The 13,264-nt window shown below is 69.8% G+C and carries 14 protein-coding genes; 6 read left to right on the top strand and 8 right to left on the bottom strand.

All coding sequences use genetic code 11. From position 1 onward, the window contains the following. Positions 1-11 precede the first annotated feature (11 nt). The 4 genes from QHF84_RS31630 (at position 12) to QHF84_RS31615 (ending at position 2,995) form a co-directional block, all read left to right on the top strand. Positions 12-689: a Coq4 family protein gene (locus tag QHF84_RS31630; RefSeq protein WP_281317208.1), complete on the top strand. Its 678-nt coding sequence runs from the start codon at positions 12-14 to the stop codon at positions 687-689. A 48-nt stretch (positions 690-737) separates the two neighbouring features. Beyond that, positions 738-1,649 (top strand): alpha/beta hydrolase, encoded by a 912-nt coding sequence (locus QHF84_RS31625; protein ID WP_281317207.1) that lies wholly within the window; start codon positions 738-740, stop codon positions 1,647-1,649. Positions 1,650-1,947: 298 nt separating this feature from the next. Then, a complete protein-coding gene (locus tag QHF84_RS31620) occupies positions 1,948-2,430 on the top strand; it encodes a hypothetical protein (RefSeq protein ID WP_281317206.1) in 483 nt (160 codons plus the stop codon). Continuing rightward, positions 2,375-2,995, top strand: a complete 621-nt coding sequence (locus QHF84_RS31615) for a Sir2 family NAD-dependent protein deacetylase (protein WP_348652901.1) — start codon at positions 2,375-2,377, stop codon at positions 2,993-2,995. Before QHF84_RS31620 ends, QHF84_RS31615 begins: the two co-directional genes overlap by 56 nt. Here QHF84_RS31615 and QHF84_RS31610 read toward each other — a convergent pair. From QHF84_RS31610 to QHF84_RS31595, 4 genes are all read right to left on the bottom strand, one after another. After that, complete coding sequence (locus QHF84_RS31610; RefSeq protein WP_281317205.1) at positions 2,985-3,473, bottom strand: AgmX/PglI C-terminal domain-containing protein; 489 nt, start codon at positions 3,471-3,473, stop codon at positions 2,985-2,987. The genes QHF84_RS31615 and QHF84_RS31610 overlap by 11 nt on opposite strands. A gap of 52 nt (positions 3,474-3,525) precedes the next feature. Then, positions 3,526-4,578: a glycosyltransferase family 4 protein gene (locus QHF84_RS31605; RefSeq protein ID WP_281317204.1), complete on the bottom strand. Its 1,053-nt coding sequence runs from the start codon at positions 4,576-4,578 to the stop codon at positions 3,526-3,528. Between the two features lie 135 nt (positions 4,579-4,713). Then, the gene (locus QHF84_RS31600; RefSeq protein ID WP_281317203.1) at positions 4,714-5,547 is read right to left on the bottom strand and encodes an SDR family NAD(P)-dependent oxidoreductase; all 834 of its coding nucleotides are present in this window, start codon (positions 5,545-5,547) and stop codon (positions 4,714-4,716) included. A 38-nt stretch (positions 5,548-5,585) separates the two neighbouring features. Continuing rightward, positions 5,586-6,788, bottom strand: a complete 1,203-nt coding sequence (locus QHF84_RS31595; RefSeq protein ID WP_281317202.1) for a hypothetical protein — start codon at positions 6,786-6,788, stop codon at positions 5,586-5,588. A 120-nt stretch (positions 6,789-6,908) separates the two neighbouring features. On the opposite strand from QHF84_RS31595, the gene QHF84_RS31590 reads away from it, so the two are divergent. After that, positions 6,909-8,483, top strand: a complete 1,575-nt coding sequence (locus tag QHF84_RS31590) for a tetratricopeptide repeat protein (protein ID WP_281317201.1) — start codon at positions 6,909-6,911, stop codon at positions 8,481-8,483. 347 nt (positions 8,484-8,830) lie between these two features. Here the strand turns inward: QHF84_RS31590 and QHF84_RS31585 are convergent, their stop codons facing one another. After that, positions 8,831-9,118: an antibiotic biosynthesis monooxygenase gene (locus tag QHF84_RS31585; protein WP_281317200.1), complete on the bottom strand. Its 288-nt coding sequence runs from the start codon at positions 9,116-9,118 to the stop codon at positions 8,831-8,833. 109 nt (positions 9,119-9,227) lie between these two features. Between QHF84_RS31585 and QHF84_RS31580 the strand changes: the two genes are divergently transcribed. Then, positions 9,228-9,905: a YdeI/OmpD-associated family protein gene (locus QHF84_RS31580; RefSeq protein WP_281317199.1), complete on the top strand. Its 678-nt coding sequence runs from the start codon at positions 9,228-9,230 to the stop codon at positions 9,903-9,905. A 21-nt stretch (positions 9,906-9,926) separates the two neighbouring features. Here the strand turns inward: QHF84_RS31580 and QHF84_RS31575 are convergent, their stop codons facing one another. The 3 genes from QHF84_RS31575 to QHF84_RS31565 are packed head-to-tail and all read right to left on the bottom strand — an operon-like array spanning position 9,927 to position 13,218. Continuing rightward, positions 9,927-10,706, bottom strand: a complete 780-nt coding sequence (locus QHF84_RS31575) for an ABC transporter permease (RefSeq protein WP_281317198.1) — start codon at positions 10,704-10,706, stop codon at positions 9,927-9,929. Then, positions 10,703-11,518, bottom strand: coding sequence for an ABC transporter ATP-binding protein (locus tag QHF84_RS31570; RefSeq protein WP_281317197.1), 816 nt, complete (start codon positions 11,516-11,518; stop codon positions 10,703-10,705). The genes QHF84_RS31575 and QHF84_RS31570 overlap by 4 nt, the downstream gene beginning before the upstream one ends. Then, on the bottom strand, positions 11,515-13,218 hold the full coding sequence (locus QHF84_RS31565) for a glycosyltransferase family 39 protein (RefSeq protein WP_281317196.1): 1,704 nt from the start codon (positions 13,216-13,218) through the stop codon (positions 11,515-11,517). The genes QHF84_RS31570 and QHF84_RS31565 overlap by 4 nt, the downstream gene beginning before the upstream one ends. Positions 13,219-13,264 lie beyond the last annotated feature (46 nt).

The raw sequence follows: 13,264 nt of genomic DNA, 5'->3' as shown, positions 1-13,264 counted from the left end.
AGGAGGTCTTCATGAACCACGACACGCTCCCGACCCTGCCCGCGAACGCGTCGCTCTTCACTCGCATCCGCCTGGCCGTCCACGCGCTCGGCGTCCTGGCCAACGACCCTGGGCACACGTACTACGGCCCGCTGGTCAATGCGTGCCTCGATAGCGAGACGTACGCGAAGCTGGCCGAGGCGTGGCGCGAGATTCCCGAGACCCGGCGGCTGCTCGACGAGCGCACGACGCTGCAGGGCCGCGAGCTCGACCTCGACGCGCTCGCGCGCCTGCCGCCCGGCACGCTCGGCCACGAGTTCGTGCGCTACTTCCGCGACAACGGCATCGAGCCGTTCGTCACCACGTTCCCCGTCACGAACGACGTCGATTACCTCAGCAAGCGCTACCGCGAGACGCACGACCTGTTTCACCTGATCACCGGTTATGCGACCGACGAGCCGGGCGAGATGGAGCTGCAGGCGTTCGTGCTCGGCAACCTCGGCGTCCGGCAGGCGGTGCTGATCCTGGCGTACGCGGTCCCGCGACAGCTGAAGCGGTCGGGGCTCAAGGACTTCGGGGCATACGTCGGACGGCTGCGTGCGGCTTACCTCCGCGGTCGCCACTCGCGCGAGCTTCTCAGCGTGAGTTATGAGAAGCTCTGGGAGCAGCCGGTCTCGGCGCTCGCCGAGTTATTGTGCGCTCCTGCGTGACCACGACGTGGGCGCGCGGATCGATCCTGGGAGCCCCAAGGAAACGCCATGAGCAACTTCCATCCTGACCTGGCCTTCGCCGCGCGCTTCTTGCCCCGCATCACCGCCGGCCCTCGTTTCGTGAAGTTCATGCGCCGGCTCGCGGCAAACGCGGGCGCGCCCCGCAGCACGCCGGGCGTGCGCGCGTTTCTTCGCGACATTCCCGGGGCCCAGACGGCGCGTGTCTTCGTGCCCGACGGCGTCACGCAGCCCATGCCGGCGATGCTCTGGATTCACGGCGGCGGCTTCATCATCGGTTCGCCCGCGCAGGACGACGAGGTCGCGATGACGTTCGCGCGCGAGCTCGGGATGACCGTCGTCGCGCCGTCGTATCGTCTCGCGCCCGAGCATCCCTTTCCCGCCGCCATGGACGACCTGTATGCGACGCTCGCGTGGCTCCACGCGAATGCCGCGGCCCTCGGCGTGCGCAAGGACCGTATCGTCGTCGCGGGCGCGAGCGCCGGGGGTGGGCTCGCGGCCGGGCTCACGCTCCTTGCGCGTGATCGGAAGGAGATCCCCGTCGCATTTCAGCTCCTCGTGTATCCCATGCTCGACGACCGGACGGTGGGCAAGACCATCGACGGTACGAATCATCGGCTCTGGAACGCGGGGAGCAATCGCTTCGGATGGACGTCGTATCTCGGGCGTGAGCCCGGCGGGTTGGACGTGCCGGTGTACGCCGCGCCCGCGCGCGCCGAATCCCTCGCAAGCTTGCCGCCCACCTGGATCGGCGTGGGGACCTTCGACCTCTTCCATGACGAGGACGTCGAATACGCGAAGCGGCTCGAAGTTGCGGGTATCGCCGTCGAGCTCGAAATCGTCCCGGGCGCCTTTCACGGCTTCGATGTGCTCCGGCGCGCGAACGTCTCGAAGACATTTTTCGCGCGTCAAATCACGGCGCTGCGCCGCGCGCTCGCCTGAGCGTCACCCGGCGGCCGCCCGAGGGGCCGCGGACCCCTGACAGCGCGGTCAGGGCACGGACGGCGCTGTCAGGGCCGAGGCCGTGGGCTCGACTGGGAAGAAAGTCGTTTTGCCGTGGGCACAGCTCGTGCACAGCGGCGCGCGCATGGCATTGAGAGCATTTCTCGGGATTGGGATCTTTGCAGTCGCGATCATGGTGGGGTGTGGGAGCGAGCCGGAAAAGCCCACGGCAACCGGCTCGGGCGGTGCGGGCGGGGCAGGCGGTTCGGGCGGGGCCGGTGGCTGCACGACGCTGCCGGTGGCAGAGGACGGTGAGCTCTGCGTGGAATCGTCGGCCTTCGGTGGGATTTACATCGAGCAAACGGCGAAGCCCGACGGGTATTCGATCATTGGCTTCGCGGAGCCGGATTCATGCTCGTACTTCCTCGAAGTGGAGAACGTGCTCGAAGAGAATGGGACGCCGGTCTCCTTCCTGAAGGTGGAGCTTCTCGGCGAGCTCCCCGGGACCTGCAAGATCAGCCCCGGGCCCGATCTCCCCGCCGTTCCGCACGACGGGAGCTGCGTCGCCGTGGTGCGCACGCGGCGCTTTTCTGCGGCCGGTAAACAAGATCTGATCGCGGACAGCGGCGAGGTGGTCGTCACGCAGGTCGATGCGTCGACGCTCGAAGCGCATGTCGAGGCGACGATCGACGGTCGCTCCGTGAGCCAATCGCTCGCGGCCCCGCATTGCCAGGTCATGTGCACGTGCGTGGCCAATCTCGCCGGCTGCCCGTGCTTCTGACGGAGGCCATCCGGGCGCGCTGCGACGATCGAGAAACGGACGGACCGCGCACCACGCCATCGCCGCCTTCGCGCGGGCACGGCCCGAGGGCCACGTCGTGGTGATCACGCAGAACGTCGACGGCTTGCATCAGCGCGCCGGCGCGCCGCACGTCGTCGAGCTCCACGGATCCCTCTTCCGCCTGCGTTGCCCCGACGATCGTTGCGCCGCGCGGATCCCCGCGCCCGATCCCTCGGCGCGCGTGGACGAACCGCCGCCTTGCCCGCGCTGCGGCGCGAAGCTCCGCCACGACATCGTGCTCTTCGACGAGTACCTCGATCCCGCGGACGAACGCGCGGCCAAGGAGGCGCTCAGGGCATGCCATGTGTTCGTCGCCGCGGGCACGAGCGGCGTCGTGTTCCCCGCGGCGGCGTACGTGCGCGAGGCCGACGATGCCGGCGCGCGCACGATCCTCGTGAACCTCGAGCCGCCCTCGCCGCCGAACCCTTCTTTCGACGACGTCGTCCTCGGGCGCGCCGAGGAGGTCTTGCCCGCGCTGCTCGGCGCGGACCCGCTCACTTCTTGATGATGACCTCGCCGCCGAACGTCATCGGGTAGGTGATCATCACCGTCCCGCCGCCGGCCGGACGCGGGAACTTGATCGTCTTGAACGCGTTGCGCACGCAGTCGTCGACCTTCGGGTTTTTCACGGTCGACTTCTTCACGCTCGCCTCGTTCACCGTGCCGAGCGGACCGACGGTCGCTTGCACCGTGATCGTGCCGGCGAGCTTGCCCTCCTTGTCCGCGCCGAGCGTGTAACAAGAGTCGAACGCCTTCACGTTCTCGTTGACCGCCGCCTGGATCTGCTCGTCTGTGAGCGTGCCCGAGAGCGGGACGGTCGCCGGGTCCTTCGGGGTGCCCTCCGAAGGCGTGCCCTCGGAGGACGCTTGCTCTCCCGTGGCCGCAGGGCCTGCGGGCTCGTTCGGCCCCGGGCCGCCCGCGGGTTGCGTCGCCCCGCAGCCCGCGAGGACGACGAAAACGATTGGAGTGACGAACCAGCGCATGGCGTGCGACTTCAGTCGAGAAACGCCGCGTTGTCTACCGGGAACGTACCGCTCAAGCGACCCGCGCGCGCGCCGCGCTTCCGCCCCCGACAGCACGGCGGTAAACGGACTCATACGCGGTTGCCATGACCGAGGTGGTGAAGCGGTCGCGGGCGCGGCTCGCGCACCGGGCCCGGTCGAAGCGCGCGAGCTCGGGCGAACGAGCGACGCGGGCGAGGGCCTCGAGGTCGTCCGGCTGGACGAGGAAGCCGGTGACGCCCTCGTCGACGATCTCCGGGAAGGATCCGCGCGCAAAGCCGATCACGGGCGTGCCGCAGAGCATGGCCTCGACCGCGACGAGGCCGAACGGCTCCTCCCAGAGCAGAGGGCAGACGAGCGCGCGCGCGCCCGACAGGAGCCGAACTTTCTGCTCGTGGTCGACTTCTCCATGGTCGACGACACCCGGGAGATCGAGGCGCGGCGCGATCTGCTCCTCGAAGAACGGTCGATCCTGCGGATGCGTGCGGCCGCCGAGGTGGATGGGCATGCCGGCGAGGCGCGCGACGTCGAGCGCGAGGTGCGTGCCTTTCTCCTCGCAGAAGCGCCCGATGTGCACGAGGTAGCCGTGGTCGTGGAGGCTCGGCGGATAGCGGTTCGGCGAGACGCCGTGGTGGATGACGCGCGCGCGGAGGAGCGGGACCTCGAGGTCGAGCTGACGCTGGCTGATCGCCACGTAGGAGACCTGCGGGTGCGAGGCGAAGATCCGCGAGAACGGTTCCTCGCGGTGATGGTGCAACGTGTACACGATCGGCACACGCACGAACGCGGAGAGCGCGACGCCGAGCGGGCTGTTCAGGTGGGCGACGTCGAAGTGGTTGCCGCGCGTGATCTCGGCGAAGGCCCAGGCGACGTGGTTGAGTTCGTCGGCGGCCGTGGGAGGCCAGACGGGGCGGTGGTAGAGCGCGCGCTTGCGGCAGCTCGTGATGGAGTCGCCCGTCGTGAACACCGTGACCGCGTGGCCGCGTGTTTCGAGCTCTTCCGCGAGCTCGTAGCAGAAGAGCTCGGTCCCGCCGTAGCCGATGGGCGGCATGCGGATGAATGGAGTCGAGATCATCGCGATGCGCATGGCCGTGCCTCCCGCGCGCATTCGCCCCCCGCTGCGCGCGGGGGACCAACGCTACACATCGCGTGCCATCGCGCGACGAATTCCTCTCACCCCCATCCCCTATCCCTCTCGGGGAAAGAGGAGAGGGGAGCGTCGTCAGAGCTCGGGCGCTTGCCAGGCTTCGACGCGGCGCCAGATCGCGGCGAGGAGATCCGGCGACGAACGTTTGAGCGCGTAGATGAGGTGCGCCTCCTTCGTCACGGGGACGAGGCCCTGGTCGCGCTCGACGGCGGTCATGATCTTCTCGGCCACGAGATCCGGCGAGGCGCCGCGCTCCATCAAGCGACGCGAGCGCTCCAGCGCCGCAGGCTCGGCCCAGCGGCCGCGGCGGCGGCTCGCTTCGTTGATGTTCGTCCGGATGAACCCAGGGCAGATCGCGGTGACGCCGATGCGGTGACGCCGCAGGTCGGCGCGCAGCGACTCGGAGAAGCCGACGACGGCGAACTTCGTCGTCGAGTACGCGACGAGCAGGCGGCTGCCCGCGATCCCCGCGGCCGAGGCGATGTTGACGACGTGGCCGCCTCGTCCGCGATCGATCATGCGCGGGACGAAGAAGTGACAGCCGTGCACCACGCCCATCACGTTGATGCCCATCACCCAGTTCCAGTCCTCGAGCGTGGTGTCGCGCAGGCCGCCCGTGACCGCGACGCCGGCGTTGTTGACGAGCACGTCGACCGCAGGAAACGCCGCGTGTACCTCGTCCGCGAAGCTCTGCACGCCCGCGGCGCTCGACACGTCGACCTTGCGCGCGAGCACGCTCCGGCCCTCGGCGCGCGCGGCAGCCGCGGCCTCGTCGAGCGTGCCCTCGTTGACGTCGCAGAGCACGAGGTCCGCGCCCTCCTTCGCGAACGCGAGCGCCGTCGCCCGCCCGATGCCGCTGCCCGCCCCCGTCACGAGGACCACCTTGCCAGCAAAACGCCCGCTGCTCATGAACATCGACGGAAGCGCCCCGGCGGGCGGGCGTCAAGTCATGTACCGAGCGTGACGAGCAGCGCCTCGACGGCCGGCGGCCAGATCGCCTGCGCCTCCGTGAGGAGCTCTCGTTCTTCGAGAACGCGGTAAATCGCGAGCGCGCGGCGCAAGAGCGAGCGCGCCTCCAGCCGCTCGGCCGACGTGCCCTCCGCGAGGACCGTGGCCGCGCGGAAGCAAAAGAGCGCATGATCCCCCTGGATCGCCGCCATGTCCGGCTGCTCCGCCGCGAGCCGCGAGGCGAGCTTGAGGCCGGTGCGGAACGCGTCGAGCGCGCCGCGCGGATCCCCCATCGCGCGGAGGACGTGGCCGATACGGCCGTACGTCGCGTAGAGGTCACGCCGCGCTTCGTCGTCGTACGTGGACTCGGCGAGGTCCTCTCGGAGCGCGAGGCAAGCGCGGTAGGCCATGAGCGCGTCGGGCTTCTCGCCCATCGCGCGCAGCACCTCGCCGATGCTCTCGTGACAGCGCGCGAGCGCGCGGCGGCGGGTGATGTCGTCCGGCGCGTCGCGCGCGAGCCGATCGCGCACGACGAGCGCTTCCTTGTACGCCGCGAGCGCGCCGGGCCCGTCTCCAGCGGCGAGGAGCGCGTCGGCGTAGCGGTCCCGCGTGATCGCGACGAGGGAGCGATGATCCTGATCCTCGGGCGCGTCGCCGGCGAGGCGCTCGGCGAGCGTCATGCCACGCTGAAAAGAGGCTGCAGCCGCGGCCTCGCGCTCGTCTTCGAGCAGGTAGTCTCCGACCATGACGTGGCAGAGGGTGACGCCCGTGAGCACGCCGGCAATGGCCTCGCGGAAGATCTCCTCCCGCTGTTCGGCATCGTCGAGGGCGCGGCCATCACGCGGGTAGATCGTGCGATCCGCGAGCAGGCCGGCTTCCTCCGGGGCGCCCGCGCGGGCGCGGAGCGGGATCACCACGGCCCGCTTGTCGCTCTCCATCGCGAGCCCCTCGCGCAGCGTCGTCTCCACGATCGAGCCGGGCGCGAGGGCCTCGGGGCTCACGAGCACCACGACCACGTCGGCCGTGCGGATGCGGGAGCGCGTGTCATCCGGGGGGGCCGCCGGCACGGCTTCCCGTACGATCCCGGCGTCGACGAAGGCCGCGAGCCGCGCGCAGAGCTCCTCGCGGATCACCTGATCCCCGGGGGCGGAGGACACGAAGAGCTCGACGGCGTGGTGCATGACGGAGGACTCGCGTCCCATCTTACCAGCCTCGCGCCTCCCGAGGCTGCCGTTCCCGTGCTCTCTTTGAAATCGAGAGATCCGAGGCGATCCCTGGTAAATTCGCCCTTCACAGCGACCAACCCCGAGGACACGGGCTCGATGCGACTCTTGATCACCGCGATTTCAGCGCAGGAAGGCGCCAGCGCGTCCCTTGCGGCGACGGGCTCCGGGCAGCTCAAAAGCCGCCTCGGTCGCGAGGACGCCGCGTTCGAGGTCGTGGAGGCCGATCCCGGCCGCGACCTGGCCGAGCAGATCGAGGCTCTGCTCGCCGAGCGCGGGCCGAGCTTCCGCGACTCCGTGATGCTTTACGTGGCGTGCTCGGCGCTGCTCTCCATCGACGGCGAGCTGTTCTTGTCCCTCGATCCGCAGAACCCCACCGTCGGTGATGCGCTCGCGGACGTCGCGGCCGTGCTGCGCGACGGCGCGCCAGGGCCGAAGCTCGTCGTGCTCGAGCTCGCCGACACGAAGCTCGGCCTCGACCCCACGCGCGCGGAAGTGCTCGTGCGCGCGGCCGAGGCGGCGACCGATCCGAACGCGAGCGGCATCGAGCTGCTCCTCGGCGCGCGCCCGCGCACGGCCGACACCACGAGCCTGCCGCTCGCGCAGGCGATCGTCGCCGAGCTCGACGCGCTGCCGAGCGGACGTACGTTGACCTCGCGTGGTCTCTTCGATCGGCTGCTGAGCAAGCTGCGCGAGTCGGTGCCTTGCCTGCACCACGCGCGGGCGAAGGTGAGCTTCGAGCTCGCCCCGGGCAAACCAGGCCGGCGCGACTCCACCTCCACCATGCCCGCGCCGCGCCTCGACGTGCTTCCGCGCAGCGCGACACCCGCGCCGCCAGTCGCGCTGCCACTGCCGCCCGCGCCGCCGCTGCCCGCCGAGGCGCCACGCATGGCGCCGCCGGCCGTCCGCGAGCCCGAGGTCTCGCTCGCGGCGCCACGTCCGCCGCGCACGTTCCATCCGCCGCCGCCGACCGACGACGTCGATCTCACCTGGACCGAAGAAGGCGAAGACTGGGGCAGCATGCCGCGTGTCATCCCGCTGGCGCGTCCGCTCGCCGCACCGCCGGGCGCCTCGTTGCCGCCGCCGCCGATGGCGAGCAGCGGGAGCGCTTCGATTCTCGGGACGGACGGGCCGATCTCGAGCCCGATCTCGGGTCGCGAGATCTCGCCGTTCGCGCGATACACGGTCGAGGGCGAGCTGCTCGCGTCGCAGGACGATGTGAACGGCGCGATCGCCGCATTTCGCAAGGCGCTCTCGGTGCTCGGGCCCGCCGGCGATCCACACTCGCGCGCCGAGATGTACGTGCGCATCGGCGAGCTGCGGTCGCGGCACGGCGAGCCCGAAGACGCGATCTCGGATTTCGAGAAAGCACTCGCGCTCCGGCCAGGTCACATCCCCGCACTCGAATCGCTCCTTCTCCTCTGCGTATCGGAGCGCGACTGGCGAGGCGTGATGAGCGCCGAGGAACGTCTGCTCGCAGCCCTGCCGAGCGATACGCTCCGCTTCGAGCGGCTCATCGAGTTCGCCGCGCGCTGGGAAGGCGTCGCGGACAAACCCGCGCGCGCACGGCTGCTCTTCGAGCGAGCACGCGAGATGCGCCCGAACGATCCGATCGTGCTCGAGCAGATCCGGCGTCTCACGCTGAAGTCGCTGCCACCCGCGCCGCGGGAGTGAGTCTCGCAAGGCGGGCGTCGCGCCGGGGCGCTGCCCCGGACCCCGCGGGGGCTGTCCGCCCCTCGACCCGGACCAGGCACGGCCTGGACCGAGGGCGGAAAAACTGCGCGGTGCGCAGTTTTTCCGACGGCCCGGTGGCAAGACCATGGAGGTCGGTTTCTAGCCGGCGGCGGGCACGTTGCCGGTTGAACCGTCAGCGTTGCGGTCTTGGCTGGCAGGGGACCTGGCCCGTTCGATGAACTGCGCACCGCGCAGTTCATCGACCCCGAGTCCAGCGCTTGCGCTGGTCCGGGTCCAGGGGCGGACAGCCCCTGGTGGGGCCTGGGGCAAAGCCCCAGCGCGACGCCTCAGGCGATCGACTCTGCCTCGTACATCTTGATCTGCGCTGCTGTCATTGCTTCTGCGCCGCGTAGCCCTTTGTGGTGCTTGCGGAACAGCTCGGAGCGTGGGTAGGCGAGGAAGGCTTCGCGTGTGGCCCAGCGGGAGACTGCGAGCAGGGCGCCTTCGTCTTGCCAGAGCTCGATGCCGAGGAAGCCTTCGAATTGGTCGAGGTCGTGTGCTGTGTCGCGGAAGGCCCGCCTGATCCTTGAGAGCTCGTGCTCGGGGGCCTGGATGGTGTTGACCACGACGTACATGGGTGACTCCTTCGAGGCGGGGGCGCGCGTCGCGCGAGCGTGGTCGGGGCAAACCGTGTTCCACTCTGGACGCGGAAATGGCTGTAGCATGGGCGTGCGAGCGTTTGCCATGACCACCACCCAGAGCTCCCTCTCCAAGAAACTCCAGATCAAACCGAACAGCCGTGTGCTCGTCCTCGGGGCCCCGGACGGACGCGCGGAGCTGCTCGAACCGTTGCCTCAGGGCGCGAGCTTGTCGACGTTGGCGCGTGGTTCGTTTGACGTCGTACTTTTCTTTGTCGAGAAGGCGAAGGAGCTCGAGAAGGGCGGGCTGAAGGCGATTTCGGCGGTGCGTGATGGCGGCGTCCTCTGGATTGCTTATCCGAAGAAGAGCTCGGGGGTGGAGACGGATCTCACGCGGGATGTTGGCTGGAAGGTGATCGAGGAGGCTGGGTGGGGTGGGGTTGCGCAGGTCGCGATCGATGAGACCTGGTCGGCGTTGCGCTTCAAGCCGGAGGCGATGGTTGCGCGCAAGGAGAACTCGGCTGCGGCGCCGGGGGCGAGGAAGACGGGCGCGGCGAGGAAGGAATCGGCGAATGGGACGGCGCCTTCGGATCTCTCGGTGGCGCTCGCGACGAGCGCCGCGGCGAGCGCCACCTGGGGTTCGCTCGCGCCTTCGCATCGCAGGGAGTATGTCGGCTGGATCGAGGAGGCGAAGAAGCCGGAGACGCGGGCGCGTCGCATTGCGTCGGCGGTCGAGATGATGGCGGCCGGCGTCAGGGACCGGAACGCGAAGTACGCGCGCTGAACGCTCTTTCTCGCGGCGGGATCAGCTCTTCTCCGACGGATGCCACCGCCTGAGGAGAAGCCAGCCGCCGAGGTTCGTCGCGCCGAACAAGCCGAGTCCGAGTGCCGAGGCGCAGAGCACGGCTGCGAAGAGCAGATCGGTCCGGAGCTGCCGCGGTGCGCTCATGATGAGGATGCCGAGCCCGGGGGTGCCCTCGGCGAAGCCTGCCACGAATTCACCCACGATGGCCCCGATCACGGCGAGCCCGCCCGCGATGCGCAGGCCCGTGACGATGCTCGGCAAGGACGAGGGCAAGCTCAAGAGCACGAGCGTGCGGAGTTTGCCCGCGCCATAGAGACGGAAAAGATCACGCAGCGCGGGCTCCACGGATCGCAGCCCGGAGAGCGCGTTCGCCACGACCGGAAACACGCTCACGATGAACGCCGAGACGCTGACGGCGCGCTCGCCCGGCCCGAACCAGAGCACGAGCAGCGGCGCGATGGCCACGATCGGCACGGTCTGCAGGAAGACGGCGTACGGGTAAAATGCGCGTTCGAGCAGGCGCGAGGCGGAGAGCGCGACGGCCACGAGGACGCCGATCACGCCGGAGAGCACGAATCCGAGGAGCGCGCTTTTCGCCGTGGTCAGGGTCGCGAGGGCGAGCGTCGTTGCGTCGGCGGCGAATGCGGCGGCGATTTGGCTCGGCGGGGGCAGGAGATACGCCGGCACCACGAGCACCCGCACGAGCACCTCCCAGGCGCCGAGCATGAGCACGAGCGAGAGAATGGGCGGGGCCGCTGCTTTGAGGGGATTCGATTTCATCGCGGATCCGGCGCCTCCCCGGCGAGCAGCGCGTCCTGGAGCGGGCCGAGCGCGCGGGCGAAGCGAGGATCGCTGCGCAGGGAGGCGTGGCGCTCGCGGGGCAGGTCGATCGGGGTGTCGAGCAGGATGCGCGCCGGGCGGCGGGAGAAGACGATGCAACGCTCGGCGAGGTAGGCGGCTTCGGCGTTCGAATGCGTGACGAAGAGGACGGTCATGCCGAGGTCGAGCCAGAGCGCGCGGAGCTGATCGTCGAGCCTCTGGCGCGTGAGCTCGTCGAGGGCGGCGAAAGGCTCGTCGAGCAGGAGGATGCTCGGGCGTGTGACGAGGGCGCGGGCGAGCGAGACGCGCATCTTCATGCCGCCCGAGAGCTCCGCCGGATACCGCGCCGCCGCGTCGCCGAGCCCGACCTGCTGGAGCGCGGCGAGCGCCTGCGCGCGCCGTTCGTCCCGAGGAACGCCTGCCAGTTCGAGCGGCAAGGCCGCATTGTCGACGACGTTGCGCCAGGGGAGGAGGTGTGCGTCTTGAAAAACGTATGCGATGCGCGGACGCTCCGCGCCGTCCGGCGAGAGGAGCCGGACCGAGCCCCCGTCGGCCTGGTCGAGCCCGGCGACGAGGCGGAGGAGCGTGGACTTGCCGCAGCCGGAGGGGCCGAGCAGGGCGACGAAGGTGCCGGCCGCGACGTCGAGGTCGAGTCCGTCGAGCACGACGCCGCTGCCGGGAAAGATGCGCCGCGCTTGCTCGACGACGATCCGCACGCCGCCCGGGGGAGCCGCCTCTGCTGCGAGGCCGGGTTCGAGGACCAGGGCCGTCATCGGGCGGCTTCCCGGTAGACGTCGAATCCGTCGATCGTCCGGACGAGCGTGTACTGGTTTTCGAGGAGCGCTTGCAGCTCGGGGAAGCTCGTGAGCGCGTCGGCCGAGCCCATTCCGTCGCCGGTGACCATGGCGACGACGTCGTAATGCTGGACGACGATGGCGGCGGGCGGGCGATTGCGGAGGTCCTCCATGAGGATGCGCCGGTGCTCTTCCTTGGCCCAGGGCACGCGCTGCGGGATGTCGTAGATGTATCGCGTCGAGGAGGCGCGATCGGCCATGTCGTAGAGGTTCGGCACGAATCCCCAGACGAAGATGGGGCGATTCGCGGGGACCTCTTGCCCGAGGAGATTCGCGACCTCGCGCAGCGCCACGATGTTCACGTCGCAGAGGCTGTTCAGCTCGTCGAGCCCGCGCTGGTCACGGAAACCCGCGGCCGCGATGGCGAGGCGCTTCTCCGAGCGCACGAGGAACGAGCCGGGGACGTCTTTCGTCGCCGATCGGCCAAACGGGACGAACAGGACGAACAGGGCAAACCCCGCGAGGCCGAGCGCCCCGCGCGCCCGCGCCCACTGGAAGAGCGCGTGATATCCGAGCGCGGCGCAGAGCGCGGTGAGCGGCCAGGTGGCGCCGTAATGGTACGGGAAAAACTTCCCCTGCATGGCCACGCCGACGAGGTGGACGACCACGATGCCGAGCGCGAGCAGGACGAGCGGCCGCTCCTTCGTCCCGACGCCGAAGCCGAGCGCGAGGAGCAATCCCACCGTCGGGACGCTGCCATATTGCTGGAGCCACTCGGTGAAGGCGTAATAGAGCATGCCCGTCACGGTCGCGCCGTGCCAGCCGAGCGCCGTGTAATGGGGCGTGAAGACGAAGAGGACGCGATAGAGGTCCCCGAGCGCGCCCCGCGCGGCGAACCACGCAATGCAGAGCACGATCGGAATCGCCCCGCCCGCCGCGAGCAGGAGCGAAGGGCGGACCAGGTTCCGGGCGGCAGCCTTGAGGCGCTCGATCGTGGGTTTTTCGGGGTCCGTCTCCCACCACGCGGGCAAGAGCGCGAGGATCGCGGCGCCGCCCACGAGCGGCGGCTTGAGGAGGAAGGCGAACCCGAAGAGGAAGCCGGCGAGGAGGAACGAGCGCGCCTTCGTCGCCACATGCGAGGGCCGGCCCGAAGGGCCGACGCCCGGGACGCAGAGCAGCGCGGCGATCGTGAGCATGCCGCCGAACGACTCGGGCTGCGCCGTGTGCCAGAACTCGAGCTGCGCGTGGATGAAGGTGGCGATCGTCGCGGCCACGAGGCCGATGAGGCCGCTGCCCCACCACCTGCGCGTGAGCCGGACCATGCCGAACGACATGAGCGCGAGGCCGACGATCTCGACGACGCGGATGCCCCACTCGGCCGAGCCGAACAGGAGCCGTGCGAGGGCATAAATCAGGAAGATGCCGGGGGGCTTGAAGTCCCAGGCGTCGCGGTAAGGCATGCCGCCTTCGAGCACGGTGCGCCCGACCAGGGTGTAGATGCCCTGGTCGCGGCCATGGCCGAAGGTGAGCATGTCGAGGAACAAGATCCCCATGACCCCGAGGCACGCGATGACGAGCGCGCGCTCCGCGAGGGGCACGAGGCGCGTCGAGTTCGCGGACGCGGGGGGCGGGCTGGCCCGCTCGGGGGCGGCTTCCGGTTCGTCGGCGGCGAGTGTCACCGAAGCGACGTTCTAGTCGGATCCGGCGGAGGCTCCAATCAAATTG

It is taken from the genome of Polyangium sp. y55x31 (genome assembly GCF_029946505.1).
Classification (GTDB): Bacteria; Myxococcota_A; Polyangia; order Polyangiales; family Polyangiaceae; genus Polyangium.
This window is presented reverse-complemented; position numbering and strand designations above follow the sequence as displayed.

What these genes read in the sequence shown, in the direction of transcription:
- QHF84_RS31575 (WP_281317198.1), bottom strand. Translation starts at nt 10,706, where the DNA reads ATGAAATCGAATCCCCTCAAAGCAGCGGCCCCGCCCATTCTCTCGCTC.
- QHF84_RS31585 (WP_281317200.1), bottom strand. Translation starts at nt 9,118, where the DNA reads ATGTACGTCGTGGTCAACACCATCCAGGCCCCCGAGCACGAGCTCTCA.
- QHF84_RS31590 (WP_281317201.1), top strand. Translation starts at nt 6,909, where the DNA reads ATGCGACTCTTGATCACCGCGATTTCAGCGCAGGAAGGCGCCAGCGCG.
- QHF84_RS31580 (WP_281317199.1), top strand. Translation starts at nt 9,228, where the DNA reads ATGACCACCACCCAGAGCTCCCTCTCCAAGAAACTCCAGATCAAACCG.
- QHF84_RS31610 (WP_281317205.1), bottom strand. Translation starts at nt 3,473, where the DNA reads ATGCGCTGGTTCGTCACTCCAATCGTTTTCGTCGTCCTCGCGGGCTGC.
- QHF84_RS31595 (WP_281317202.1), bottom strand. Translation starts at nt 6,788, where the DNA reads ATGGGACGCGAGTCCTCCGTCATGCACCACGCCGTCGAGCTCTTCGTG.
- QHF84_RS31605 (WP_281317204.1), bottom strand. Translation starts at nt 4,578, where the DNA reads ATGCGCATCGCGATGATCTCGACTCCATTCATCCGCATGCCGCCCATC.
- QHF84_RS31570 (WP_281317197.1), bottom strand. Translation starts at nt 11,518, where the DNA reads ATGACGGCCCTGGTCCTCGAACCCGGCCTCGCAGCAGAGGCGGCTCCC.
- QHF84_RS31600 (WP_281317203.1), bottom strand. Translation starts at nt 5,547, where the DNA reads ATGAGCAGCGGGCGTTTTGCTGGCAAGGTGGTCCTCGTGACGGGGGCG.
- QHF84_RS31630 (WP_281317208.1), top strand. Translation starts at nt 12, where the DNA reads ATGAACCACGACACGCTCCCGACCCTGCCCGCGAACGCGTCGCTCTTC.
- QHF84_RS31625 (WP_281317207.1), top strand. Translation starts at nt 738, where the DNA reads ATGAGCAACTTCCATCCTGACCTGGCCTTCGCCGCGCGCTTCTTGCCC.